The following is a 23,322-nucleotide window of genomic DNA, read 5'->3' as shown; positions in this document are numbered from 1 at the left end:
GCGGGCATTTTGTTAGTCTCTCGTACATGATAGCTATCTCCCTAGGTATACGGTTAGAATCGATAGGTCTGCAGGTGTCACACCACTAATTCTTGAGGCCTGTCCCAAAGTCTCTGGCTGGATTTTGTTTAGTTTTTGGCGTCCTTCAGCCGATAGTGCTTTTACCTGTGAATAATCGAAGGTGGTAGGTATCCGATGGTTTTCAAGGTTAGCCATTTTTTGTACCAGTTGTTGTTCTTTGTCGATGTAGCTTTCGTATTTAATCTGTATTTCCGCTTGTTCCCGTACATCCTTGTCAAATGTCGAAAGGTATTGGTCTAATTTTGGGTCTAGTGTGCGTACTTCTTCCATGCCGATCTGCGGTCTTTTGAGTAGTTTTTCCACCGTTATCTTTTCCCGTATCTCTGCTGTATTCATACCGGTCAGTTCGGCATTGACGAGGTTTGGCTCTACTTTCAGCTTTTTTAATTCGTTAATTAAGGTTTCAGTAGCGGTTTTTTTGTGGAGGACGCGCGCCATACGTTTTTCGTCAGCGAGTCCCAAGAGGTATCCTTTTTCAGTTAAACGTAGATCGGCGTTGTCTTGCCGTAGTAGCAAGCGGAATTCAGCTCTTGAAGTGAACATGCGGTAAGGCTCTTCGGTACCTTTATTTACCAAATCGTCTATCAATACCCCAATGTATGCTTCAGACCGGTTTAATATGAAAGGTTCTTTTTCCTGGACGTTTTGATGTGCATTGATTCCGGCTATTAATCCTTGGGAAGCAGCCTCTTCGTAGCCCGTGGTTCCGTTAATCTGTCCGGCAAAAAATAGGTTTTTTACCAGTCTGGTTTCCAAGGTTGGTTTCAATTGGGTAGGTGGAAAAAAATCGTATTCTATAGCGTACCCGGGGCGGAACATTTTTGCTTGTTCGAATCCAGGTATCTTACGCATAGCCTTGTATTGCACATCTTCCGGAAGCGAGGTCGAAAATCCGTTTACATAGATTTCTACAGTATCCCAGCCTTCGGGTTCTACAAATATTTGGTGCCTTTCCCTTTCTGCAAATCGGTTTATTTTATCTTCGATCGATGGGCAGTATCTTGGGCCAAGCCCTTTTATTCTACCGTTGAACATCGGAGATCGGTCGAATCCGGTTTCTAGTGTTTCGTGAACATCTTTGTTGGTGTAGGTGATCCAGCAGCTGCGCTGTTGCTTCAAGGGTTGTGTGGATGCGGAATAGGAAAACTTTTCCGGGAATTCGTCGCCGAATTGCTCTTCCATCTTGCTAAAGTCTAACGATCGACCGTCCACTCTAGGAGGCGTACCGGTTTTCATTCTACCTGATTCGAATCCCAAATCAACGAGGTCTTCTGTGATTCCTTTAGCTGCGGATTCCCCAGTTCTACCGCCTCCCATTTGCTTTTCTCCTATATGGATGACGCCATTGAGGAAGGTTCCGTTTGTTAGTACTACTGTTTTGGCAGGTATTTCGATGCCTATTCCGGTACGTACCCCTTTAATTCTACCGTTCTTGACAATGAGGCCTTTGATCATTTCTTGCCAAAAGTCTACATTGGGCGTCTGTTCTAACGCGAGGCGCCATTCCTCGGCAAATCGCATTCGGTCGTTTTGGCTCCTCGGAGACCACATCGCCGGCCCCTTGGATCTGTTTAGCATTCTGAACTGAATCATAGACTTGTCTGAGACAATCCCTGACATTCCTCCCAGCGCATCAATTTCCCGAACAATTTGTCCTTTAGCGACTCCTCCCATAGCGGGGTTACAGGACATCTGGGCGATAGTATTCATATTCATCGTACAGAGAAGTACCTTCGACCCCATCCTTGCCGCGGCGTGTGCTGCTTCACAACCCGCGTGACCTCCTCCTACTACTATTACGTCATATTCTGGAAACATTCCTAGATTTGTTAAGTGTTCCACGTGGAACTATTTCTTGTCTGAAGTTCGATCTCTTGGATAGCTTCTCCAACTGTTCCACGTGGAACAGTTGGTTCTATCCTACAGCTTCAAATAGTTCGATCGCTGCTTCTTCCTTTTTTCTCATTTTTGCTGCCTCTGTTGCAGTCTTATCCTTGTATCCACAAAGATGTAGCAAACCGTGACTGATTACTCTTCTTAGTTCTCTGTCGAAAGATTGATTTAAATGGGTGGCGTTTTCCTGTACCCTATCTATACTAACGTAAATTTCTCCTTCAATAGTGTTTTTGGTTTCGCTTTGATCAAATGTGATGATATCCGTGTAGGTGTCGTGATCCAGATAGGTTAGATTGATTTGATGCAGATATTCATCGGAACAAAAAATATACAAAAGCTCTGTGATTTTTTGTCCCTCTGAAGTTGCCACTGCATGCAACCATTTCTTATATCGATTTTTTTTGGTCAGCCTAAAAGAGGTGTCTTCTTCAAAGAAAAGGATCGCCATCTCAATTCAGGTAAAAGGTGAGCGTTGTCCTGCTCCCATTCTCTTCAAATAAGACCTCATCGCAAAGGTGCTTCATCAAGAAAACCCCTCTTCCACCCGCTTTTTCTAAATTTTCGGGAGCGGTTGGATCCTTAAGGTGATGATAGTCGTAGCCCTCTCCTTCGTCTTCTATGATGAACTTTATCTGATCGTCATGAAACTCCAAAATTAGGATTACCTGCTTTTTGGGATCTTCTTTGTTGCCGTGAACAATAGCGTTGCTGACACATTCTGTCACAGAAATCATGATGTTTCCGTATATGTCGTCGTTAATGTGATATTTCACCTTCGCATTATCGATGAAGCTTTCTACGATTGTTATATTTTCAATCAAAGACGGAATAGAAATTTTGATCGATTTCATTTATATTCTTTTCTTAAATGTTGAAATACTTTAAATATATTTTCAATCAATTTCGATCAAAATTGGACAATGATCGGAGTGTTCTGCTTCATGTAAGATGGTCGAAGTTTTTATACGATCCGACAAGGGAGTCGTATTCATGTGGTAATCTATGCGCCATCCTTTATTTTTTGCTCTTGAATTTGCTCTGTAACTCCACCACGTATAGTTGGAAGGCTCCTCCGGATGCATTTTTCGAAAACTGTCCTCAAAGCCGGATTCGGTGAATTTGTCCATCCAAGCGCGCTCCTCCGGAAGGAATCCAGAGGATTTTTTGTTGGAAATTGGATCATGTATATCAATGGCTTTGTGACAGATATTGTAATCGCCGCTCCATATAAGGTTTGGCCGCTCCTCCCTAAGATCCTGCGAAAAACCGAAGAGGTCATCCAAGAATTCGTACTTGAAGGATTGTCTAGCCTCACCAGTCGTTCCTGATGGAAAATAGGTGTTTACAAAGCTGAAATCACCGAGATCTAGGCGTAGCACTCGCCCCTCATCGTCGTATTTTTGCATATCCATTCCGTAGACTACCTGGTTTGGCTTTACTTTGGTAAGCGTAGCAACTCCACTGTAGCCCTTTTTTACCGCAGCATGCCAGTATACGTTGTACCCCATATCTTTAAAAATTTCTGTATCAACTTGATCTTCGGTGGATTTCACTTCCTGCAAGCCGATCACATCTGGGTTTATTTGGGCTAACCAGTCTATAAAACCACGTTTGATAGCGGCTCTGATTCCGTTCACATTGTAAGAAACTATCTTCATTTAGTTAATCTCTATTTCAAATTCTTTTTCAAAGTATTCCAATACATGCAGTTTCAGGAGTTTTTCCTGTTCTGCGGCATCTAAGTGTGGAAGGTCGTGAACCAAATCCCAATGAGGCCAACCGTCTTGGTCGATAAAGGCCAATTGGTAAAATCCGGACAAGCTAAGTACCTTGCAAACGGCAATGTGCATCAAATCCTGCTTTTCTTCCTTTGAAAAGATTCGGTTTCCCTGACCCAGTTCCTGAACACCAATGATGAATAGAACGGCATTCAGGTCAGAGGGTTTTTTGTTGAGCAAATTTTCCAGACCGCTCAATAGTTTGCCCCATCGAAAATCTAAGTCTAGGTCTTTCTTAAACATAATTGACTTACAGCCTGATTTTTATTAAATTAACTGAAAACTACCCTCAATGTACAAATATAGTAGGAATTGACAGTACTTGTAACTTAACAACCCTTTTTACCTATGCGTTTCACCTTATGGGATGATTTTTTGGCGTTGGTATTTCCAGTTACCTGTAACCTGTGTAACAGAAGCCTCTTTGCATTTGAATCGGAGCTTTGCCGCACGTGCGAAGCCTCCCTCCCGGTCACACTTTTCCATCAATCGCCTCTAGAAAACGAACTCACGCAGAAGCTAATGGGTCTTACCGATATCCGTATGGCATTGGCTTACTTGCGGTTTTCCAAGCGAGGAAAAAGCCAAAAACTGCTGCATCAACTCAAGTATCGAAATAGGCCGATGCTTGGGGTCAAACTGGGTAGAATGTATGGGGAGTTGCTTGTTCAGCAGGGTTTAGAAAAGGAATGGGATCTAATCATACCTGTGCCCTTGCATCGCAGTAAAGAAAGGAGAAGAGGCTACAATCAAAGTCGATGCTTTGCGGATGGTCTAGGCGAGTCTTTGGGTATAAGGGTGGTCAATGGGCTGGAAAGGACGGTAAATACGGCAACCCAAACGAGAAAAAACAGGCTTCAGCGATGGGAAAATGTTTCGGAGGTTTTCCATATCGTGGATGAAGTCTCCTTAGTGGGAAAACGGATTCTTTTGGTAGACGATGTCATGACTACCGGGGCTACGTTGGCTGCCTGTGCGAATGTGCTACACACTGCTAGACCTAGTTATGTAGATCTAGCAGTGATTGCTGCTGGAAGGTAATTATCGGCCGTAGATATCGTTTAATATTCCTGCAAGGCGTAAGCCACCGGCAAGTAGGCGTTCTTCGATCACGGGAAAGGCCACATAGTCGTACTCATAGCTCAAGCGTCCGTCTTCAGGGAGGTCGTACACTATGGGTCTAAGAGCTACCGCTTCCTGAAGCCAATCTTCTATAGATGCTTTTTGATACCTTTGTATGATGCTTGGTTCTGCTCTCCGGTTGAGATGTTCGGACAATTCGGTGTAGCTAAGTTGTTTTCCATCAATGATCTGACTATCCCAAACCCGGTGAATATTGGAGTTTTGGTTGAAGTAAGTCACCCGGATATCGTTTCCTCCCCGATCATCGCCCCTTCCTACATGCAACGGCTGATGAAGATCTCCTACCAAATGGACGAGCATTTTTAAGTATTCGGATTCTTCTTTTGCCGACAATCCGCCTTTCTTCAGCACTTGGATGATCATCTTTGTTTTTTCATAAGCGTCACCCTCTTTTTCCTGAATGGCGGGGTTGTAAGCTTTCCCGTCTTCGATGCTGAGGTAGTGCCAGGTATTCAGGTGATCGTATCGCCTGTCAGACTTTACGTTGTCCATCCAGTTGGCTACCATTGCAAGCGACTCTGACCCCAACAGGGCATCGATGCGCTTTTTTGCCTTTTTGTTTAAGTGCCACTCGGCAAGCTGACCAACCACCCGATGTCCGGTCTGTCCCCAGCCCCAACTGTCAATTACAGAAAGCTGCGAGATAAGCAATAAGAAAAACCATTTTTTTAACGTAGGCATAGTTCCTAGGAGTTGTTATTTCATTTTTTGAGTTCTTCCAGTGCCAGCCAAGCCATCAATCCAGTACTAACTTCCAATGCATCTTCTTCGATGTCGAATGTAGGTGTATGGACGCCGGATACAATTCCCTTGGCTTCATTTCTGGTGCCCAGTCGGTAAAAACAACCCGCCATCTCCTGCGTGTAGTAGGAAAAATCCTCTGCGGCCATCCAAAGGTCTAAGTCCAAGACGTTTTCTTCGCCTAGATACTCTTTTGCCGCTAGTATAGATCGTTCGGTAAGTTCCGGATCATTTTTCAGATAGGGATAACCATGCAAGATATTTACTTCAGCTTTCCCTCCCATGCCCTCGGCTATGCCTGTGGCAATTTGATGGATCAACTCTTTGGCTCTTTTTCGCCAGGCCTCATCCAGCGTACGGAACGTACCTTCTATCTTCACCTCGTTAGGAATAACATTCGTGGCTCCATTGGCTATTACTTTCCCAAAAGATAGTACCGATGGAACCTTTGGGCTGGCGTTTCGGCTCACCACTTGTTGCAATGCTACTATCAAATGTGAAGCGATTAGCACGGGGTCTATGAGTGTTTCCGGCATCGCTCCATGGCCTCCTTTGCCCTTTACGGTGATGTAGATTTCATCTGCACTGGCCATATACATCCCGGGGCGAAACCCCACTTTTCCAGCAGGTATGTGGGGCATGACGTGCTGACCGATGATGGCGGAAGGTTTTGGGTTTTCCAGACACTTGTCTTTGATCATAAATGACGCTCCCCCGGGGGCCTTTTCCTCGCCAGGTTGAAAGATCAGCTTTACGGTTCCTTCAAATTCGTTTTTCAAGCGGTGTAGGATATGGGCTGTTCCCAATAGGGACGATGTATGCACGTCGTGTCCGCACGCATGCATGATTCCTGGTTTTTTGGATTTGTAGGGCACGTCATTTTCCTCAGTGATGGGAAGTGCATCCATGTCTGCCCGAAGGGCGATTGTCTTGTAGCTTGGGTTTTTACCCTCAATCAGCCCAACCAGGCCAGTAGTGGCTTTTTTCTCTATCTTATCGATGCCTATAGCCCGAAGCCGAGATTCTACGTACGCTGCTGTTTCAAATTCTTCGAACGAAAGCTCGGGATGCTGATGCAGATGACGCCTTGTAGCAATGGCTTCTTCTTTGATTTCCTTGGCAATGTCCTTGATCCTATTCTTGAGCATTCTCTATTGGGTCTTGTTGTTGATTTGGCAAATTGCGTTCGAATCGGTCTTGAATGATTCGTGCGGAAGGGAAATCTTCTTTGATTTTCTCATACCAGGCCAAGGCCTCGATCCGGTTGATGTAACGCCCCACTTTGACCAAATAACGTGGCTGCTGGTACTGCATAAAGGTGGTAATGTCCTTATAATCCGAATACAATGTGTTTCTGGTTTTGAATGCCAGCTCCCGATCCACTCCGCTATATACCAAAATCGTAAACCCGCTGAAAAAGTTTTCTCTTTCATTGGCTTGTATATAGTTTTTTATGGCTATCGCCAAATCGTCGTCTACCGGAGCGACGGGAGAGGCCTTGCTGCTAACTACTGCCACCGGACTTGGAAGCGGTTCATAAGATTTCAGGCTAGAACTCAAGTCCTCGCGGTAGTCGGCATATTTTTCTGCAGATCCCCCACTTTTGGAGATCGTAATGAAACCGCATCCGGTGGACATTCCCAGCCAAACACCGGCGAGCATGATTCGTCTAAACATTGTTTTCGGGTTTTATTCTTCGATTACCACACATTTAGCCTCGGCAATATCCTGTTCCACACTTTTGTATTTCACATCCTTTTTTATCGCTCCGTCCATGTAGCGTACAGAAACCCGGTCATTCCTCCCGTATACTTTTTCGGTTTTTCGTGGCATTACAGCTTCTCTCCGTGCTCCAGCAGACTGAGCAACAGCTGCTCGCTGGGCAGCCGGGTTGCCACCTAAGGTACTACCAACTTCCTCTTTAGAGGCGGTGACCTGGGGCTCTTCCTTTCGGGTCGTTTGTGCAGCTTTCACCTGTTCTGGGTCCTGCTTGGGCAGATCTGATTTAGCTATAAAGGATATGATATCATCATTCAGCCGTCCTACAAAGCGCTTAAACATTTCAAACGCTTCGAATTTGTAAATCAATAGCGGATCTTTCTGCTCATAGACGGCATTCTGCACAGACTGTTTTAGGTCATCCATATCCCGAAGATGTTCTTTCCAGTTTTGATCGATGATCGCAAGCGTAACCGTTTTTTCAATGGCTCGGATAAGGTCTCTCCCTTCGTTGTTAACGGTAGATTCCAAGTTGATGACTACGCCGATCTGCTTGATACCATCGGATATGGGAACCATAATTTCCTTGACAGTGGCTCCACGTTTTTGGTAAACATCCCGAAGGATCGGCATTGCTTTGGTTAGAATTCCGTTGTTTTTGGCCACGTAATTTTTGTAAGCGGCGTCAAACAGTTCCTTGGTCAATACAGTGCTATCTTTACTTTTAAGGTCTTCGGAAGAAATCGGATAGTCGATACCGAGTGAACTGAAGATATTCATCCGCAGATTTTCGGAGTCTTCAGTAGATTTAGCCATTTCGATGATGCTCTCGGCGACATCGTACATGATGTTCAATATATCCAACTCCAATCGATCACCGATCAACGCATTTTTACGTCGTCGGTAGACCACTTCCCGCTGACTGTTCATCACGTCATCGTACTCCAACAGGCGTTTTCTTACACCAAAGTTGTTTTCTTCGACCTTACGCTGTGCACGTTCGATCGACTTGGTGATCATGGAATGCTGGATTACCTCTCCTTCTTCCAACCCCATGCGGTCCATCAGTTTGGCAATTCTTTCTGAACCAAACAGACGCATGAGGTTATCTTCCAAGGAAACAAAAAACTGAGAGGAGCCCGGATCTCCCTGCCGGCCGGATCGACCCCGTAGCTGCCGGTCTACCCTTCTGGATTCGTGGCGCTCCGTTCCGATGATGGCCAGTCCACCGGCAGCTTTGGATTCTGCCGTTAGCTTGATATCGGTACCCCTACCGGCCATGTTCGTGGCGATGGTTACGGTCTTTGGCTTGCCGGCCTCAGCGACAATGTCTGCCTCACGCGCGTGCTGCTTTGCATTTAGTACCTGGTGCTTGATTTTGCGTATGGTGAGCATTCGGCTGAGAAGCTCCGAAATTTCCACGGAGGTGGTACCCACCAAAACGGGGCGATTTGCCTCGGTAAGCTCGTTGATTTCGTCTGCAACTGCATTAAACTTCTCACGAACGGTTTTATAGACTTTGTCTTCCCAGTCTTTGCGCTGAATGGGTTTGTTTGTGGGGATTACAATTACATCAAGCTTGTAGATCTCCCAAAACTCTCCTGCTTCGGTCTCCGCCGTTCCGGTCATCCCGGCCAGCTTGTGGTACATTCGGAAGTAATTCTGAAGTGTGATGGTCGCATAGGTTTGTGTAGCATCTTCGACCTTCACGTTTTCCTTTGCTTCGATGGCTTGGTGCAGGCCGTCAGAATACCTTCTGCCTTCCATCACCCTACCCGTTTGTTCGTCCACGATCTTCACCTTTCCATCCACCAAAATGTACTCGGTATCCTTTTCGAACATACAATAGGCTTTCAGCAACTGGTTTACCGTATGTATCCGTTGCGCTTTGACCCCATAGTCTTTGATGATTTCCTCTTTTCGAATCAGTTTTTCCGTATCGTCCAACTCAGCATTCTTTTCCATTTCAGCGATTTCCATCCCAATATCCGGTAGAATAAAGAAGTTGGGATTTTCGTTTTTGCGCGTGATGGTTTCGATACCATTGTCTGTCAGGTCAACGGTATTGGACTTCTCTTCAATCGTAAACAGCAGCGGTTCATCTGCCTCCGGCATGTTCCGCTTATTGTCTTGTAGGTAGTAGTTTTCCGTTTTCTGAAGGATCACGCGGATCCCGGGCTCAGAGAGGTATTTGATCAAGGGCTTGTATTTTGGCAAGCCTCTATAGGCCCGAAATAAGGCTAAGCCTCCTTCTTTTTCATTGCCTTCTTTGATGAGTCGCTTGGCGTCGGTTAGATACCCCTGCACCAGTTTTCGTTGTTCATCTACTAGGGTAGAAACCCTGGGTTTCATCTCGTAAAATTCGTGTTGGTCTCCTTTGGCGACAGGACCGGAAATAATAAGTGGCGTACGCGCATCATCGATCAATACGGAGTCCACTTCATCGATCATGGCAAAATGGTGCTTGCCCTGTACCAAGTCTCTGGAATCCCGCGCCATGTTATCCCGCAGGTAATCAAATCCAAACTCATTATTGGTACCATATACGATGTCGCAGGCATAGGCCCTTCTTCTAGCTTCGGAGTTTGGTGGGTACTTGTCTATGCAGTCCACCTTTAGCCCATGAAACTCAAAGAGTGGAGCGTTCCATTCCGAGTCCCTTTTGGCTAGGTAGTCATTGACGGTCACAATGTGTACTCCCCTACCGGAAAGGGCATTGAGGTATGCGGGTAGCGTGGATACCAGGGTTTTTCCTTCACCCGTAGCCATTTCTGCAATGTTACCCTTGTGTAGGGCCACTCCACCAAGCAATTGTACATCGTAGTGAAGCATTTCCCACGTTACTTCCACCCCGGCAGCAGACCAAGAGTTTCCCCAGGTCGCTGTTTCGCCTTCTAGTTGAACGTAACTTTTGGTAGCGGCGAGTTCCTTGTCCCACATGGAGGCCGTAACTTGCAGCTGCTTGTTTTCCTTTAACCTACGCGCAGTTTCCTTCACTACAGCAAAAGCCCAAGGAAGGACTTTCTCCAGGCTTTTTTCCAGCTCTTCGTTGCGGCTTTTCTCTATTTTATCAATCTCGTTGAACAGAGCGTCTTTGGCGTGTACCTCATCGGGGGGAAGCGCGTCGATCTTAGCCCTGGTTTCAGCGATGTTGTCGTCAAAGCTTTTCAGATCTGCATTGATTACCCCTTTGATTTCCTTGGTTTGTTGCCTTAGCTCGTCGTCTGTTAGCGTCGCCAATTTTGCATACTCGGCCTTGATCGATTCTACGAATGGCGTGAGTAACTTGATGTCTCTATCAGATTTGGTACCGAATACCTTTGATAGCCCTTTTGCAATAAAATCTAACATAGTAGGTTGTCTGTGTCTAGTCTATTAAGTTGGTTACAGGGAAGAGGTTTCTTCCCGTTTAATCGCAATGGTCCCGCTGAATACCTGCGTGGCAGGTCCTATCAGCTGGATCTGGTGAAACCCACCGTTTCCGTCATCCTCGAAGCTGACCCTCAGCAGGCCGCCCTTGGTATGTATACTCACTTCGTTTAAGCCATTTTCTTTGCCGTACAGCAGTGCGCAGGCAGTTACACCCGTGCCACAGGATAACGTTTCATCCTCTACGCCTCTTTCATACGTCCTCACTTGTAGGGAATTGTCCGGGTTGGGCATGACAAAGTTGACGTTGGTGCCCTCTGGATATAGCTCCTTGTTATAACGGATTTTTGCCCCCTCTTTCACTACGGGGTAATGAGAAAGATTTTCTACGTAGCGAATATGATGTGGCGCACCGGTATGGATGAACGTATCTCCTTCAACGTCTTTGAATTCCCTTACAGGAATCATCTCCAGCCGTACTTCGTCGCCAAAAATCTCCGCATGGTGGGCACCATCTACCGCTAGGAATTGGGTGCTGACATCACACATCCCCAGAAAATGCGCAAAGGAAACCGCACATCGAGCTCCGTTCCCACACATGCTTTGGGAACCGTCTGCATTGAAGTAGATCATCTCAAAGTCAAACCCTGTAGCGTTTCGTAGGATGATCAATCCGTCTGATCCGATACCCAAACGGCGGTGACATAGCTTTTGTATCAAGGCTAGGTTATCGCTCTCAAACCGGTTGTCCCGGTCATCGATCATGACAAAATCATTCCCGGTTCCCTGATATTTATAAAATTGAATGGTCATTTCTACTTCACTTAATACGAGATGTACTCCAGCTACCAATTCTTTCTAGTTAGCTGAATTACAAAAATAAGGAACTTGACCGAATATATGGTCTTATCGTTTAGGTTTCCCAGAAACGATGCCTAACTTTCACAGCCTTGAACAACAGGCCAAATTTGCGAAATAGTCTGACAAATTGGCTTGTTATTGGTGTTTATTTTGATTTTTGGACGCTAAAAAGCGTCAAAGCAAACTTTTTGACTACTTAAGGATTAGGTGTGCTACATTTTAGGGATTAATTGGTTAATTTAGCATACGTTATACTGACCAATTATTGTCTAACCAAAATCATGCAACAAACCACTTCAAACATGAAAAAACCAACATTGCATACCTCCAGGAGATCATTTATCGCACAAAGTACCAAAGTCACCCTTTCCCTGGGGTTGGGTAGTAGCCTGGTGGGTTCCTCCTTGTTATCGTCCTGTTCATCGGGATCGGAATCTAAGGCGAAACCCACGATCGTAACGGGTTTTTCGCAAAAACCCCTACCGTACGATTATGCTGCGCTAGAGCCTCACATCGATGCGATGACCATGGAAATCCATTACACCAAACATGCCGCCGCATACGCCAATAACCTGAAAGAGGCTGCGGCAGAAGAAGGCGTGGACACCGAAAAACCGGTGGAAGAGCTCATGGCAGAGATTTCCAACTATTCAACAAAAATGAGAAATAACGGCGGTGGGCATTACAACCACGAGCTTTTCTGGTCCATCATGTCGCCTAATGGCGGAGGTGAACCTGAAGGAGATTTGGCGGCTGCCATTGCAAAAGATTTTGGTAGCTTTAGCGGCTTTGCCGAAAAGTTTGAAGATGCCGCCAAAACCCGTTTTGGGTCGGGTTGGGCCTGGCTTGTTTTGGATGGAGGCACACTGAAGGTGGGTTCCACACCCAATCAGGACAATCCACTCATGGATTTATCGGAGTTGAAAGGACAGCCGCTCCTTGGCATCGATGTATGGGAACATGCCTATTACCTAAACTATCAAAACGAGCGACCTCGCTACATCAGTAGCTGGTGGAATGTGGTCAACTGGGCAGCCGTACAAGAGCGATTTGACGCTTTCAAGGCCTGATTACCTTTTGAAAGGTACGAATACACCATGGCTCCTGCATGTACGTAGGAGCCATTTTTGATAAATGTGTTCAAGAACTTTTACCTAATTTATTGACCGATCACCCCGACTATTACTTAAAATGAAAGAACCTGAAAGTTTAACCTCTGTTGCAGCATTTCACAAAACCTTCAAACATCCCATTCTGGAGGCCCCGGCCATTCCATCTGAAAAGCGGTCCGCGCTAAGGGTAGCCCTGTTGGCGGAGGAGGTGAAGGAACTGGAAGCAGCAATTGCAGAGAACGACATCGTGGAGATAGCGGACGCGCTCTGCGATATCCAATATGTACTCGCCGGAGCCGTTTTGGAATTTGGCCTGGCGGATCATTTTAAGGCCCTTTTTGACGAGGTGCAGCGATCCAATATGAGCAAAGCCTGCCAGTCCGAACAGGAAGCTCAAGAAACCGTTGCCCATTACAAGCAGATGGGGGTTTCCTGCTTCTATGAAAAGGATGGAGACAAGTTTTTGGTATTTAGGGAGGAAGACCGAAAAACACTTAAGTCCATCTACTATTCTCCTGCGGACCTAAAGAAAATCCTGTTTCCTAAGCCTTAATCTGGCATTCAGGACGCATATTCCTTTAACCACTTTCCATACAACAATGAAGAAACTTCTAGTAGGCGTTTGCTGTGTTATGATGGCCCAAATGGCCGAAGTGAAAAGCCAAGAGCGGGCCCGCGATTTTGGATTCGAATTCGGTGTAATACCGCCCGGGCCGCTCAATGCGATTACCGATGTAGTCGGAGTAAAGGTGGGTCAGGTCACTTTGTTGGAAGGAGAATCCATTCGAACCGGAGTTACGGCCATTCTTCCTCATGACGGAAACATCTTTCGGCAGAAGGTTCCAGCGGCTGTATACGTCGGCAACGGCTTTGGAAAACTGGCCGGCAGCACTCAAATTCAAGAGCTGGGCAATTTGGAATCGCCCATTGTGTTGACCAATACGCTGAGTGTGGCGGCCGGCCTCGATGGCATCATTGACTATGTGTTTTCATTTCCTGAAAATAGTGGGGTGCAGTCAGTCAATGCGGTAGTGGGTGAAACCAACGATGGCGGTCTAAACGATATACGGGGCCGGCATGTGAAATCGCACCATGTGCTATCTGCTATTCAGAATGCGTCGGGCGGACCGGTTCCAGAGGGGAATGTAGGTGCAGGGACCGGTACGACGGCTTTTGGATTCAAAGCGGGGATCGGAACCTCCTCACGCAAACTACCTGAATCGATGGGTGGCTACACGGTGGGTGTATTGGTGCAAGCCAATTTTGGAGGAGTCCTTCAAATCGACGGTTTGCCGCTCGGTAAGCTATTAAATCAATACAGTTTTCGGCAAAACCTGGAGTCGGTGGATGGTTCTTGCATGATCGTGGTAGCCACGGATGCTCCTGTAGACCACAGAAACCTGGAGCGGATCGCCAAACGTGCCATGTTGGGGTTAGCAAGAACAGGTGGGATTGCCAGTAACGGGAGTGGTGACTATGTTATAGCTTTCTCCGTTCATGAGGGAATGAGAATTCCATTTGACCGGCGGGAGTACCTGACAGAGGGACCATTGCCCCTTCTCAATGACGAAGTTTCGGGGTTGTTTTTGGCAACTATTGAAGCAACGGAAGAAGCGATTGCCAACGCACTCTTCGCTGCGGATGACATGAAGGGCAAGGGTGGCCGCGAAATGAAAGCCCTACCCAAGCAGATGGTCCGAGAGTTCATAAAAACCCACAAGCCTAAATAAGAAACCCGAAGACTATTCTACGAGATAGTCTCCGGGTTATTCAAACTTCCGGTAATATCAAACGAACGTTTATTTAGCCGGAGTAATGATCAACGTTTTAAACTCGATGGGTCCATGGTCACCTTGCAGCATCATGGGCCCTGGCTCGCCTTCTTTGCTGTCCAGCGCACCTCCAGTAATTCCGGGGATAATCTGGTCACAAATGATGGTTTTGCCGTTTGCTACTATGGTCACGCGTCTACCGATAAGCGTGACTTCGTAGCTTTGCCATACCCCTGGGCCTTCTGCCACCATTTCGTTGGGAGTGAGAAAACCATAGATGCCTCCGTAATAGACGTTTGAGGGTTCTGTGCCTTTATTGTCTTCGATCTGAAGTTCGTACCTGCCCCGTAGATAAATACCACTGTTGCTTCCCTCAGGATATCGGAATTCTGCATACAATTTAAAGTCGTCGAATTTTTGATCGGTGATCAAATTTGCTCCTGCTTTATCGCTGGTTAGGATGCCATCCTTTACTGTCCATTGGTTTTCCGTCTTGTCGGCATGCCAGCCATCCAAGTTATTTCTGTTGAACAGTTCAATGGCTTCTCCCCATTCGGGTTGCTTTTCCCGTACCAGGGAAGGAGCTCTTTCACCCACAAAGGAATGTTTTTTTCCTGAACTGGTCGTTAAGACGCCGGTCAGCTTTCCGTTTGAGAGACTAGCTTTCAATTTGGTGTCTTTCTTTCCAGGATCCCACTGCGGGGGTATACTGAAAGACACTTCGTTGTTTTTAAAGTTCACCCGCGAAACCGGTCGGGCACTTCCGTGTTCTTCCACAAAATAGCCCACCAAAGTCCTATAACCGGAAAGTTTTACTTCCATCCAAGAGGGGAGTTGTTTTCCGTCTACATCCACGGTAAGGTTCCACCTGCCGATAATGTCCCCATTTGAAGATTGCGCGGAGGAAGTCACCTGTACCGCCATAATGAACGATAAGGTAAGCATTGATGCCTTAAGGATACATCGTTGAATTGCAGATTTTAGCATAGTATGAATTCGATTTTGGTTCCTTCAATTTTCGATTTGAATCCAAATTACGGGTAAAATTGCCTTAACTCCAAGGTGGTGTAGAATTTTGCCCTCACGAACCCACACCCTCTGACCGATGGCGGAGCGAAAGGTTCCATGATTGAAACCGGGACAGATGGGAAAAATAATTCCTATCCTGTGGCGGCAATTAAATAGAACGATCGCTCCGAAGGGAAAAATCTACCCCCTAATATTTGAATAGGTAAAAACGTTGTGCGGATTAATACTAAAATCAGTCCCCTAGAAAAGTGGTAGAGGAATTGCTATCAGCTTCAGTACGATTTCTCTAGATTTTGAAGCCATGAGTACGAATAGACTGATAATAATAGGTACATTGTTCGGATTGATGATTTCCTGTGATAGCAACAACCCGGATCTCCTTAAGGCAAATGCCAACGGGCACGAGGAGGGCGTTGAACGGATGGAACTGGTTTTACAATTGGGAGTAGGAGACGTAATACTTCCGATGGAAGGTATGTAACCATCGTCTAAAAACCAAAATTCGTTACACCTAACATTTCCGTAAAAACATGAGTATGGACCGTTATGCCGGCATGGGCGCTATAGTGGGGCTTGAAGGCGTTACTTTTAGAGTATGGGCTCCCAATGCCAATCAAATCTATGTATATGGATCATTTAACGACTGGCAGGAAGATCAGTATGAAATGAATCATGAGGATAAGGGCTATTGGTCTTGCAGGGTCAGTGAGGCTAAAGAAGGAGATGAATACAAATACCTGATCAAGACAGGCGAAAAAACGTTGCACAGGAATGATCCTTATGCGCTGGAGGTTACACATAGCGAAGGGAATAGTGTTATCAAGAACTTGTGGAAAGATTGGGAAGACCACAATTTTCGCCCAAGTCCGCTCAATGAGTTAATAGTATATGAGTTGCACATAGGTACTTTCAACAAAACCGAACAATCCGGCTCAAACGGTGATTTTTATTCTGCTGCTGAAAAACTGGATTACCTGAAAAATCTCGGAATCAATGCAATTGAGGTAATGCCCGTCTCCGAGTTTCCAGGAGATTTTTCTTGGGGATACAACCCTTCCTACCCCTTCGCTGTAGAGACTTCTTACGGAGGTCCAGATGGTCTGAAACACTTTGTTTTCGAGGCTCATATGCGTGGAATTGCCGTAATCATGGATGTAGTATACAACCATTTTGGACCCGGAGACTTGGACATATGGCAATTTGATGGCTGGGAGGAGAATGGTATGGGGGGAATTTACTTTTATAATGACCATAGGGCAAAAACTCCATGGGGCAATACGCGTCCGGATTATGGGCGTCCGGAAGTGATAAACTACCTTCGCGACAATGCAATGTTATGGCTTGAGATCTATCAGTGTGATGGCTTGCGCTTTGATGCCACAGCTATTATCCGACTTTTGGACACCGAGGATACCTCAAATGCGCGAGCATTGGAAGAGGGCAACCGGTTTCTGAAAAACCTCAATGGGGAAATTCAAAGCAAATTTCCGCACAAGATACTCATAGCGGAAGATTTGCGGATGGATCCGAATGTGACTGCTCCTCTGTCGGAGGGAGGGTTAGGTTTTGACTGCCAATGGGGGACTGGCTTTTCACAGGAGCTTCGCGATACGCTGACGCAGCGTGATGACACAGCACGAACGCTTCAGGGCATAGAGCGTTTACTTTTTGACAGATTTAATGGGAATGCCTTTGAGAAAGTGATTTTCACGGAGTCTCATGACGAGGTGTCAAATATCAGATCTACGCGTTTGCCCGAGGAAATACAGCCCGGTGATGCCGAGGGTGAATACGCCAAAAAGAAATCAACGTTGGGAGCCATCACCATATTCACGGCCCCTGGCGTTCCTATGATTTTTCAGGGTCAGGAGTTTTTAAGCTATGAGCATTTCAACGACGATTTACCGTTGGATTGGGGCAGAGAGAAGAGGTTTGAAGGGATCGTTCGCCTATATAGGGATTTGATCACTCTCCGAAAGTCAAACGAAGCAACAGCTAGAGGACTGAGCGGCCAAGAGATATCCATGCTGCACAAGGATGATACTTCGCTCGTAATGGCCTATTCGCGCTTTCATGGTGACGATCCGAACAATCCGGTGCTGGTTGTGTTGAACTTCGGCGTGGAAACAAAGGTAGGTTATCGTATTGGGGTTGATGTTGGAGGTACTTGGCGGGTTGTCTTCAACAGTGGATGGTCAGGGTATGACGAAGTGTTTGCTGAAGTTGACTTGGTGGATGTGCGAGCAGAAGACGGATATCAGGACAAGCCATACAGCATCGTGGTGGATATTCCTTCCTATGGAGGATTGATTTTGGCGAGATAACCCCCGTTTTTTTAGGTAGGTAGAGGCTGATTCGATTTGCCTAAGAAGCGTAGAGCGTGGCTGGGGTTTTGGCTATTTGGATGCGAGGGGGAATGTAATTCGGGATGAAGTAGAAAATTACGGGCAAAGACTCTGATTTTCGTAAAAGAGACCTTTCGGAGGCTAGCGAGAATGGGGATATAATTTGCTTCGTAAATACAGCTGCTTATTTGATGCACCTCTACGAAAGTGAAGCGCACAGGTTTGATCTTGCTATAAATCTAGTGGTAGAGAAAACCACCAAATGGCAAGCCTATCCCGATGAAGGTTACTTAAAAGAGGAACTATTAGATGTATAAAAAAACCTCTCTGAAATTTTCAGGGAGGTTTTTAATCAAGTAACCTAAATTACACACTTACTTTAACCAATGAATTCTACTTAAATACTGTCGATGAACTTTTTGACCTCCTCTTTGGATTGGCCGGTTTTCTTTTGGATTCTTCCTACAAGTTCATCCTCTTGACCTTCGGCATACGCCAGGTCATCATCGGTCAGCTCTCCATATTGTTGCTTGAGCTTTCCTTTGACCATATTCCAATTACCTTTTAATTTATCGCTAATAGCACTCATAATAATGTTGGTTTAGTGTTTATGATTTATTTACGTTGTATTACTTGTAATCTTTCATAATCCATGCCGATCTCGAACCCAACCTATTTTTTATTTTTTAAAGTGCACATAATCAATACAATACGTCTTTATTTTAGATTTCAACTGGAGGCTATTGTTCGTATTTTGGAGAAATAGCCGCCACATTTTGGGGAATTTTTCATTTGGAACCGGTAAGCCAACAGTAGAAATGACATTTTAGGGCACTTAGATTATTCGGGGAAGATTCAGCCTAGATCCGTAAATAATATATAACGAATAGGGTACCAACTTCCGAATTTTGTGGAACAAATTCCACATTATCGAGCCTTACTTTGACAAAGGTAGGTTTAGTGAAAATTATCTAACTGTCAGATATAGAGGGATATATGTGATGATTGGTTCGCTAACTAGGCGTGTTTCGATTTGGGTACACGGGTTGTATGGGTATATGCTGAAAACCAATTATTATGTTCATTAACCCGCAATAAAATGAAAACGACTCAATTGATGCTATTGGGAGGCGCGATGGTTGCCTTCCTAGCTTGCGAAAACGAAAATTCAGCAGAGCGCTTGTATGATGAGCGAATGGACGAGCTGGAGGATTTTGTGGACAGCGTAGAAACCGCTGTGAACAGGGATGCCAACCACGACTGGTCTAGACTTGACAGTCGGTTTACTCGACTCACCAATGAAGTGAAGAATTTGGAGCCGAAGGTGTCAGATCCGGATACAGAAGACCGGCGGAAGATTGCAGAGCGGTATGGAGAGGCCAAGCAGAAGTCTGTGAATCAATCACAAAACAACATTGAAACCGAGGCTGAGGCACACTTGAATAATTTGGAATCCTGGTGGGACGAGCATAAGGTAAGAGCAGAGGGAACTATAGAACAACGAGCGAGCAATGTTGGTGATGATATAGAGGAAGCTGCTGAGGAGAGTATGGCCTGGTTGGAGGAAAATTTCGAACGCCTTGGTGACAATATCAAGGAGCGATATCAGAAAGTAAAGGCTGATATAGAGGACTAACCCTTGAAACTTTCCTAAAGCAATTTGGGTGAATATTTTTCGGAATTACGCTTTTGGGCGAAGGGAGTGGAAATTTAAGCTCCCTATTTTTCTCTGTACTTTGTAAAGCGATACTGTTTGATGTAAAAGGCGGCTGATGGGCATTTGCACTATCGGCCGCTTTTTGCTTTTTAAGAGTCTGGCAATCAATTAAGGTTTTTGGCTAATTCAAACGTGATGTAGAAAGTAGTACCTTCGTTTGAGTTACTTTTGACGCGAATTGCTCCACCGTGACTTAGAATAATATTTTGAGTATTTGTGAGCCCAAGGCCCGATCCTGTGGGTTTACTGGTGTAAAAAGGTTCGAAGAGCCGGTCCATATGTTCTTTGGGAATCCCTTTACCATTGTCGGAAATTTCAATCTGACATTTACTTCCTTTGGATCGCGTACGTATCCTAACTACGCCTTCACGCGTATCCATTGCTTCAACAGCGTTCACCAAAAGATTGACAAAAGCGATTTTTACCTTATCAGCATCTACTTTAATGTTACAGATTGAACTTTCATAATCCTTGACTACTCGCACCTGCTGAAGATCAATCCGGTCCTTAACAAGTTCTAAAGACTCATCCAATAAGTCGTTGATATTATGCTCCTGTAGATCAACTTCCGTAAACCGTGTTGAATCAAGTAGTTGGGTAATAAGCTGATTGATACGAGTGCAGTTTTTTTTAATCACACCGATGAGGTCACCACTTTCATCTAAGGCATCTTTAGGTAGCTCAAATTCGAGTTGCTCGGCAGATAGCAAAATAGTCGTTAGCGGATTTTTCACCTCATGGGCTAGGATTCTAGCGATTCGGCCAGTAGAGGAAAATTTTTTCATGTTATACAAATCCTCTTCCTGAACCTTTAATAGCGTCAGGTCCTTGATCATTAGCTGAAACAATTCCTTTTCCGAATCATCCTGTGCAATGCTGATGAGTGCCTCAATCGTCTGACCACTTGGAATAGTGAGAGTTACTTGGAAATCCGAAAATTCCCGTTTACTATGGAGCAATGAATCAAATTGCGATTTTCCCGCTTCCTCGACGACAATATCTTTTAGATAGAAAGGGTAGAAATCTTTTTTGGATGGATCGTAGCCAAATTTTTGACTAAAGGATGGGTTGGCATCTAACACCAGTGACTCAGCATTTACCAACACAATAGGATCAGCGGAGCGCTCAAAGATGTTCTTGAATTTTTTTCCGGCAATATCCAGGCTCTCATGCAAAGCGGCGTCTCTTACAGCGTATCGAATGGTGCGCTCCAGCATTTGGGCATTAAACCCTCCCTTTACCAAGTAATCCGATGCGCCGAATTCCATTGCTTCCTTGTCTGCATCCGTATTTTCCATTCCAGTAAGAATAATTACTGGGGCATGGCGGAGACGTTTTTTGATTGCTTCCAATACATCTATTCCGGTGTTTTTTCCCAGTTTGTAATCTACCAGAAACACATCAAACTCCTGATCAAGCATATCCAATGCCGTTTCGTATGAATTGGAATGAACAAGTTCAAATCGGGATGATTGGCATTGCCGAAGCAAAGATTGGACGAGCAGAAAATCGTCGATATCGTCGTCTACATAAAGTACCTTGAAATAGTCTCGATTCATGTTGCCACAAAACAGGTTTAGCTCGGTAGAAGTACGGTTTTGGCCCAATAATTTTCCAGTTCTTTGCCCAACGCGAGCAGTCCTTCAAACGATCCTGGCTTGGAGATGTAACTGTTTGAGCCCATGTTGTAGGTGACCATGATGTCGTCCTCGTTTTTGGAGGTGGTGAATATGATTACCGGAATTTTCTTAAACGACTCGTCGGATTTTATTTCCTTCAGAGCTTCCCTCCCGTCTTTTTTGGGCATGTTAAGATCTAAAAGAATGATTTGTGGCAGCGGATACTGTTCATCGTCACTGTATTTTCCCTGCCGGTTTAGGTATTGTAAGAGTATTTCTCCATTTTCGACGCAAATGAGTCTCGCTTTGGAGAAGCTTTCATTAAGGGCTTTGGTTATCAAGAGTCGGTCATCAATATCATCTTCTGCGATGAGGAGAACCATGTTTTTTTCGCTTTTCATTGGTAGTGCTGGTTTGTAGGTAATTTTTCGATGTATGTGAATCGATATAAAACTACAATGAATATTTAAATTTTTGCAATGATTGGTTGAAAATATGTTTTCTATAAAAATGAAATTTACATTTCTGCGTATTCAGATATGTCGATTTCCCCTCAATTTTCGGGAGCTTCTATTGAAATCAGACTTTCGAAAAAAGTAAATGAAAGGTGGAACCCTCATTTACCTCTGACGTTGCAAAGATCGTGCCTTCATATCTTTCCATGATTTTTTTGCAAATGGCAAGGCCTATTCCGGTACCTTCATATTCATCTTTTCCATGTAGGCGTTGAAAGATCGTAAAGATTTTTTCCGCGTAGTCTGATTTGAAGCCGATGCCGTTGTCGGAAACCCGAATATGGAAGTAGGGCTTTGCTTCGGAATAGTTAAAAAGTTTTTCGCGCAATAGTTCGGGGCTGGCTGGCTCACAGGTTATTTGGATAGTAGGAGGAACGCCATCCTTGCGGAATTTCAGCGCATTGCTTATCAGGTTTTGGAAAACCATTCGCCAGTCATTGTAATGGCCGAATAGCGTGGGCAAATCCTTTTGTGTGATAGTTGCACCGCTCTCCTCGATCTGTAAGCTTAGGTCTTCTATAACCTCCCCTAAGAGTTCACTCAGCTTAAGTTGTTCTCGCTCCTCGGAATACCTGCCTGCTCGGCTATATTCGAGCAGATCGGTGATCAATCGTCGCATGCGTTTGGCGGCATGGGCCATCCGGTCAAGGTATAGCTTACCTTCTCCTTCAATGGAATCCTTGTATTGGTCCTGAAGCAGGTCGTTGAACGCAGTTATTTTTCTGAGCGGCTCTTGAAGGTCATGGGAGGCCACATAGGCGAATTGCTCCAGCTCGTGATTGGTCTGATTGAGTTGATCAATTTGTAGCTTCAGTTTTTCCTGATAGGATCTGATTTCGTTGGTTGCGGCCTGCTGTGCGTGATAGTATTTCGAAATTGAGATAAAATTCAGAAAAGCAGTTATAATCCCTATGAGCGTTATGACGAAAATTACCGCACTTAACGTAGTGAGGTTTACCGAAACGCCGGTTTCCCGTTCTTTGATTTGCTCCTGCTGCCTTTGCACGATAGCGTCTGTCTGGGCTTTTATCCTTTTGCCTATGCGCAGGTAGTTTTTCTTTCTGTTTTCGATAATGTAGGGTAGGTATTCCTCAGGGCTTCCATAATCCTGCAGGGAGCTCTTGAAGTAAACAACCCGTTCATCTAAAAGCAGGCGAATGGAATCGATGCGGGATTCTTCCAAGTCGTATTCTGGGAAGAAAGCTTCCAAGGTCTCGAGATTTGTGTGGATTTTGCGATAAATAACCTCTAGGCTGTCAAGGAAAAGCGAGTCAAAGGTCGTGGCATAGCTGAGCATGGTAATCTCATTTTCCAGTACACTGGAGTTGATGCTGTTGGCGAGAGCCAGTACTTTTTCGTGGACTTGGTTGGATCGCTGGAGAAAGTTAATCCTGTAGATCGTGTAGATGGATATCCCACCACAAAGGACGATAAAGGAGAGTGTAATAAACGTGTATGTTTTTATCCTTTCCATAAATTTCTGGGGAAAATAATTCCCGTTTTTTCGAGTTTTTAATCCGCTGACAACAAAAAAGGTTTCCTACAGGCTTTAATTGGCCTTTTTGCTTTAGGCACAGCATTTGGAATCAAACAGAACAGAATTGAAAAGTATACATTAAAACTTA

General features: G+C 45.1%; 22 protein-coding genes. 7 read left to right on the top strand and 15 right to left on the bottom strand.

Annotation, left to right across the window (positions count from 1 at the left end):
• Window positions 1-33: 33 nt before the first annotated feature.
• From mnmG to JJU34_RS09115, 5 genes are all read right to left on the bottom strand, one after another.
• A complete protein-coding gene (gene mnmG, locus JJU34_RS09135; protein ID WP_228692039.1) occupies window positions 34-1,899 on the bottom strand; it encodes a tRNA uridine-5-carboxymethylaminomethyl(34) synthesis enzyme MnmG in 1,866 nt (621 codons plus the stop codon).
• 97 nt (window positions 1,900-1,996) lie between these two features.
• The gene (gene ybeY / locus JJU34_RS09130; protein ID WP_228692038.1) at window positions 1,997-2,425 is read right to left on the bottom strand and encodes an rRNA maturation RNase YbeY; all 429 of its coding nucleotides are present in this window, start codon (window positions 2,423-2,425) and stop codon (window positions 1,997-1,999) included.
• A gap of 1 nt (window position 2,426) precedes the next feature.
• Window positions 2,427-2,828 carry an ATP-binding protein gene (locus JJU34_RS09125; protein WP_228692037.1) on the bottom strand — a complete coding sequence of 134 codons (402 nt, stop codon included), beginning with the start codon at window positions 2,826-2,828 and terminating at the stop codon, window positions 2,427-2,429.
• A 42-nt stretch (window positions 2,829-2,870) separates the two neighbouring features.
• Window positions 2,871-3,635: an exodeoxyribonuclease III gene (locus tag JJU34_RS09120; RefSeq protein WP_228692036.1), complete on the bottom strand. Its 765-nt coding sequence runs from the start codon at window positions 3,633-3,635 to the stop codon at window positions 2,871-2,873.
• Window positions 3,636-3,998, bottom strand: a complete 363-nt coding sequence (locus JJU34_RS09115) for a hypothetical protein (protein ID WP_228692035.1) — start codon at window positions 3,996-3,998, stop codon at window positions 3,636-3,638. It abuts the gene before it with no gap.
• 105 nt (window positions 3,999-4,103) lie between these two features.
• On the opposite strand from JJU34_RS09115, the gene JJU34_RS09110 reads away from it, so the two are divergent.
• Window positions 4,104-4,796 (top strand): phosphoribosyltransferase family protein, encoded by a 693-nt coding sequence (locus tag JJU34_RS09110; protein ID WP_228692034.1) that lies wholly within the window; start codon window positions 4,104-4,106, stop codon window positions 4,794-4,796.
• Here the strand turns inward: JJU34_RS09110 and JJU34_RS09105 are convergent, their stop codons facing one another.
• The 5 genes from JJU34_RS09105 to dapF are packed head-to-tail and all read right to left on the bottom strand — an operon-like array spanning window position 4,797 to window position 11,540.
• Entirely contained in the window at window positions 4,797-5,579 is a 783-nt protein-coding gene (locus tag JJU34_RS09105) for a S1/P1 nuclease (protein WP_228692033.1), read from the bottom strand.
• 20 nt (window positions 5,580-5,599) lie between these two features.
• Window positions 5,600-6,787 carry a M20 family metallopeptidase gene (locus JJU34_RS09100; protein ID WP_228692032.1) on the bottom strand — a complete coding sequence of 396 codons (1,188 nt, stop codon included), beginning with the start codon at window positions 6,785-6,787 and terminating at the stop codon, window positions 5,600-5,602.
• Window positions 6,774-7,316, bottom strand: a complete 543-nt coding sequence (locus tag JJU34_RS09095) for a hypothetical protein (protein ID WP_228692031.1) — start codon at window positions 7,314-7,316, stop codon at window positions 6,774-6,776. The genes JJU34_RS09100 and JJU34_RS09095 overlap by 14 nt, the downstream gene beginning before the upstream one ends.
• Window positions 7,317-7,328: 12 nt before the next feature.
• A complete protein-coding gene (secA, locus tag JJU34_RS09090) occupies window positions 7,329-10,709 on the bottom strand; it encodes a preprotein translocase subunit SecA (protein ID WP_228692030.1) in 3,381 nt (1,126 codons plus the stop codon).
• Window positions 10,710-10,742: 33 nt separating this feature from the next.
• The gene (gene dapF, locus JJU34_RS09085; protein ID WP_228692029.1) at window positions 10,743-11,540 is read right to left on the bottom strand and encodes a diaminopimelate epimerase; all 798 of its coding nucleotides are present in this window, start codon (window positions 11,538-11,540) and stop codon (window positions 10,743-10,745) included.
• 350 nt (window positions 11,541-11,890) lie between these two features.
• Between dapF and JJU34_RS09080 the strand changes: the two genes are divergently transcribed.
• The 3 genes from JJU34_RS09080 (at window position 11,891) to JJU34_RS09070 (ending at window position 14,430) form a co-directional block, all read left to right on the top strand.
• Window positions 11,891-12,658 (top strand): superoxide dismutase, encoded by a 768-nt coding sequence (locus tag JJU34_RS09080; protein WP_228692028.1) that lies wholly within the window; start codon window positions 11,891-11,893, stop codon window positions 12,656-12,658.
• A gap of 121 nt (window positions 12,659-12,779) precedes the next feature.
• A complete protein-coding gene (locus tag JJU34_RS09075) occupies window positions 12,780-13,253 on the top strand; it encodes a nucleoside triphosphate pyrophosphohydrolase family protein (protein ID WP_228692027.1) in 474 nt (157 codons plus the stop codon).
• A gap of 46 nt (window positions 13,254-13,299) precedes the next feature.
• Window positions 13,300-14,430 carry a P1 family peptidase gene (locus JJU34_RS09070; protein ID WP_228692026.1) on the top strand — a complete coding sequence of 377 codons (1,131 nt, stop codon included), beginning with the start codon at window positions 13,300-13,302 and terminating at the stop codon, window positions 14,428-14,430.
• Window positions 14,431-14,499: 69 nt separating this feature from the next.
• Here JJU34_RS09070 and JJU34_RS09065 read toward each other — a convergent pair whose 3' ends face one another.
• Window positions 14,500-15,459, bottom strand: a complete 960-nt coding sequence (locus JJU34_RS09065) for a DUF1080 domain-containing protein (protein ID WP_366512689.1) — start codon at window positions 15,457-15,459, stop codon at window positions 14,500-14,502.
• A 343-nt stretch (window positions 15,460-15,802) separates the two neighbouring features.
• Between JJU34_RS09065 and JJU34_RS09060 the strand changes: the two genes are divergently transcribed.
• Window positions 15,803-15,982 (top strand): hypothetical protein, encoded by a 180-nt coding sequence (locus JJU34_RS09060; protein WP_228692025.1) that lies wholly within the window; start codon window positions 15,803-15,805, stop codon window positions 15,980-15,982.
• Between the two features lie 49 nt (window positions 15,983-16,031).
• Window positions 16,032-17,825 carry an alpha-amylase family glycosyl hydrolase gene (locus JJU34_RS09055; protein ID WP_228692024.1) on the top strand — a complete coding sequence of 598 codons (1,794 nt, stop codon included), beginning with the start codon at window positions 16,032-16,034 and terminating at the stop codon, window positions 17,823-17,825.
• Between the two features lie 418 nt (window positions 17,826-18,243).
• Here the strand turns inward: JJU34_RS09055 and JJU34_RS09050 are convergent, their stop codons facing one another.
• The gene (locus JJU34_RS09050; RefSeq protein WP_228692023.1) at window positions 18,244-18,435 is read right to left on the bottom strand and encodes a CsbD family protein; all 192 of its coding nucleotides are present in this window, start codon (window positions 18,433-18,435) and stop codon (window positions 18,244-18,246) included.
• A 510-nt stretch (window positions 18,436-18,945) separates the two neighbouring features.
• On the opposite strand from JJU34_RS09050, the gene JJU34_RS09045 reads away from it, so the two are divergent.
• A complete protein-coding gene (locus JJU34_RS09045) occupies window positions 18,946-19,482 on the top strand; it encodes a hypothetical protein (protein ID WP_228692022.1) in 537 nt (178 codons plus the stop codon).
• 185 nt (window positions 19,483-19,667) lie between these two features.
• Here JJU34_RS09045 and JJU34_RS09040 read toward each other — a convergent pair whose 3' ends face one another.
• The 3 genes from JJU34_RS09040 to JJU34_RS09030 form a co-directional block, all read right to left on the bottom strand.
• Window positions 19,668-21,122 (bottom strand): hybrid sensor histidine kinase/response regulator, encoded by a 1,455-nt coding sequence (locus tag JJU34_RS09040; RefSeq protein WP_228692021.1) that lies wholly within the window; start codon window positions 21,120-21,122, stop codon window positions 19,668-19,670.
• Window positions 21,123-21,139: 17 nt separating this feature from the next.
• Complete coding sequence (locus JJU34_RS09035) at window positions 21,140-21,583, bottom strand: response regulator (protein ID WP_228692020.1); 444 nt, start codon at window positions 21,581-21,583, stop codon at window positions 21,140-21,142.
• Window positions 21,584-21,761: 178 nt separating this feature from the next.
• Window positions 21,762-23,171: an ATP-binding protein gene (locus JJU34_RS09030; protein ID WP_228692019.1), complete on the bottom strand. Its 1,410-nt coding sequence runs from the start codon at window positions 23,169-23,171 to the stop codon at window positions 21,762-21,764.
• Window positions 23,172-23,322 lie beyond the last annotated feature (151 nt).

The organism is Lunatimonas sp. (assembly GCF_020832325.1).
Lineage (GTDB): Bacteria > Bacteroidota > Bacteroidia > Cytophagales > Cyclobacteriaceae > Lunatimonas.
Note: the sequence above shows the minus strand (reverse complement) of the source record. Positions and strands in the feature narration are given on the sequence as shown.